This is a genomic window from Pseudomonas sp. HMWF006 (genome assembly GCF_003061205.1).
Lineage (GTDB): Bacteria > Pseudomonadota > Gammaproteobacteria > Pseudomonadales > Pseudomonadaceae > Aquipseudomonas > Aquipseudomonas monsensis.
This window is the reverse complement of record NZ_QAIU01000664.1, coordinates 1-3,006: the sequence shown is the minus strand read 5'-3', so window position 1 is coordinate 3,006 and position 3,006 is coordinate 1. Positions and strand designations below refer to the sequence as shown.

The 3,006-nt window shown below is 63.7% G+C and carries 3 protein-coding genes; all 3 read left to right on the top strand.

The features are described from left to right. A partial coding sequence (locus tag DBR24_RS30815) for an ATP-binding protein (protein WP_256592045.1) occupies positions 1–851 on the top strand: 851 nt, incomplete at its 5' end. Continuing rightward, positions 836–1,510, top strand: a complete 675-nt coding sequence (locus tag DBR24_RS30810) for a VWA domain-containing protein (protein WP_189655828.1) — start codon at positions 836–838, stop codon at positions 1,508–1,510. The genes DBR24_RS30815 and DBR24_RS30810, both read left to right, overlap by 16 nt. A gap of 176 nt (positions 1,511–1,686) precedes the next feature. Further along, positions 1,687–3,006, top strand: a 1,320-nt coding sequence (locus DBR24_RS30805; protein WP_128616564.1) for a phospholipase D-like domain-containing protein, incomplete at its 3' end; no start/stop codon positions are given.

The following is a 3,006-nucleotide window of genomic DNA, read 5'->3' as shown; positions in this document are numbered from 1 at the left end:
GCTTGGCGGATCTGCTTGCCAGCGGCCAGTTCGTCACCTTGCCGCTGGGCGCTACCGAAGAACGTCTGGTCGGCACCCTCGACCTCGACGCGGCCCTGAGCGAGGGCCGGGCGCAGTTTTCGCCCGGTGTGCTGGCCAAGGCGGATGGCGGCGTGCTCTACGTCGATGAGGTCAACCTGCTGCCGGATCATCTGGTCGACCTGCTGCTCGACGTCGCGGCCAGCGGTACCAACCTGATCGAGCGCGATGGCATCTCCCATCGGCATTCGGCGAAATTCGTACTGATCGGCACCATGAACCCCGAAGAGGGTGAACTGCGTCCACAATTGCTCGACCGCTTTGGTTTGAACGTTGCCCTCAGCGGCCACACGGCACCGACCGAGCGTGGGCAGATCATTCGTCGGCGTCTGGATTTCGACAGCGATCCCCACGGGTTCTGCGCGCAGTGGGAAGCCGAACAACAACAGCTGCGTGAACGCTGCGAAAACGCTCGAAGCCGCTTGAGCGAGATTCCGCTGGACGACGCTGCGCTGGCGCACATCACCGAGCGCTGTTTCGCTGCCGGTGTCGACGGTCTGCGCGCCGATCTGGTCTGGCTGCGTGCGGCCCGCGCCCATGCGGCCTGGCGTGGCGCGACGGCAATTGCCGTGCAAGACATCGACGCCGTTGCTGAATTTGCCCTGCGCCATCGGCGTCGCGAGCCCTCATCGTCCAGCCCTCAACAACCCGCGCAACCGCCGGCGCATTCTGCCGCCGACCTGAGTGAAGGGCAGGGCCAGTGGGGTGACATGCCGGCTCCGGCACTGGCCACTGGTGCCCGCCGCGAAGTGCCGAGCTGGCCAAAAAAGTAACCGGCATTCGTCCCCGATCCGACGCGGGGGCGAATGCCAGACCCCGCGCCGGACAACTCGACCACGGACGCCAGGGCAAGCGCCACGCCGCACGCAGTGGCCTGGTGAACTGGCCGGGCACGCTGCTCAACGGCCGGCCGCAGGCACGGGAAGATCTGCAGTTCCAGTTGCGCACTCGCTGCGCCCATGAACTGTGGCTGGTGATCGTCGATGCCTCGGCCTCGACGCGTCGGCATCAGGCCTTGAGCGATGCCAAGGGCTTGCTCGCGCAACTGTTCGATGATGCCTATCGACAGCGCGCGCGTCTGGCGTTGCTGACCGCCAGTGGCAGCGCGCCGACCTGGCAGGTGCAGGGCCTGAAGGCATCGAGTGGCCTGCGATCCTGGCTGGAGGCGCTGGGCGCGGGCGGCGGGACACCGTTGCTGGCCGCACTGATGCAGGCGCAGCAGTGGCTGGTGCAGCGCAAAAAGCGTTTTGCTGCCGAGCAGCAGCGATTGCTGGTGGTGACGGACGGGCGCTTGAAAGCCTTGCCACCGATACCGTCGCTGGAGTGTCCGGGCTTGTTGATCGACATTGAACGTGGGCCGATTCGCTTGGGCCGGTCCAGGCAGTTGGCAGCGGCGCTGGAACTGGATTATCGGCATATCGACGATGTGTGATGCCTGGTTGGGTCTCTTCGCGAGCAAGCGCGCTCACACGGAAATTGTGTCGAACAGTGAGAAAGCGGCGGGAGCTGGTTTGCCCGCGAAGGCATCGCCTCGGTCTCAAATCTGCCTCACAAACCCCGCATCGCTGCTCTATGCTGCACCTCAGCCCCAATCACAAGGAGTGAATCATGCGGGTATTGGTCGCCAATCCTCAGGACGATTTTCGCGTCAAAGCCTACGCCGGCACCAACGGCGTTCTGCTCGCCATGGACCTGGCCGAGCCACGGCGCAAAGGCCTGCTCGGCTTCGCCATCGAAAAGCAGCAGGGCGACAAGCCCTGGCTATTCCTGTTCAACAGCCTGACGTTTCCCGGCAAGGCTCACACCTTCGCGCAATATCACGCCACGCCCAGCGATAAAGCGCCCCTGCAGAAATTCCGCTGGGCCGATTACGCGGTCAATCCGGGCACGACGATGCATTATCGGGTGCATCTGGCTTACGGTACGGCGGACGCGCCACAACTGGGCGAAGCGCTGGAGTTGAGCATCACCTGCGATGACGGCCACCCGGCCAGCCAGAGCGTGATCTTCAACCGCGCCGTAGCCGCCAGTCAGGCCTTTCAGCGCAAGTTTCCCGATCTGGATGCGCAGATCAGCGCCAATAGGAACCTGCCGATCGAAGCGTGGCCCGACGCGGCGCGTCTGTGGCTGGAGAACGGCCTGCTCGAGCGATTGCTCGGGTACATCGAGCGCGCGGTGGACGCCCGGTGGGCGCTGGATATCGCGATCTACGAGTATCAGTTGCAGGCGATAGTCGAAGCGGTGAATGCGGCGTTCGCCCGAGGCGTTCAAGTGCGCGTGCTGTATCACGCCCGCGCGGACGACCCCGATACGACCCTGAACGAAACCAGCCTCGCGCAGTTACCGGCGTCGAGCAAGCGCGGCCGGGTCACTCACGATATCTTTCATGACAAGTTCATTGTCCTCAGTCGTGTCGATGATGCCGGGCAGCGTCAACCGCAAGCCGTGCTGTGTGGCAGCACCAACTTCACCGCCAATGGCGTGTATCGCCAGGCCAACGTGGTGCACACGCTCGACGACGTGACGATTGCCACGCGGTATCTGCAAACTTTCGAAGAGGTCTGGGCGAACCCCGCCAATGTCGGCGCAACACGCACCTGGATCACTGAACGCAACCCGATGGACCCTGCGCAGCCGCTGTTCGCCGGGTTCTCGCCACGCAGCGGCGGTGCCGATCTGCGTGAGTTCGTCGAGATCATCGGGGCGGCCAAAAAGGATGTGCTGTTCGTTACGGCGTTTACCTTGCCGGAAGCGATTCTCAATGCACTGCTCGGCAAGCCCCATGACGACATCCTCCGTTACGGCTTGCAAAACACCGCCAGCAGCATCACCGGATTTCATGCCGACCGTACCGCCGAATTCGCCGCCACTGCCTTGCTCAACACTGGCCTGGAAGGCTGGCTGAAGGAAAACATGAAAGGCCAGAAA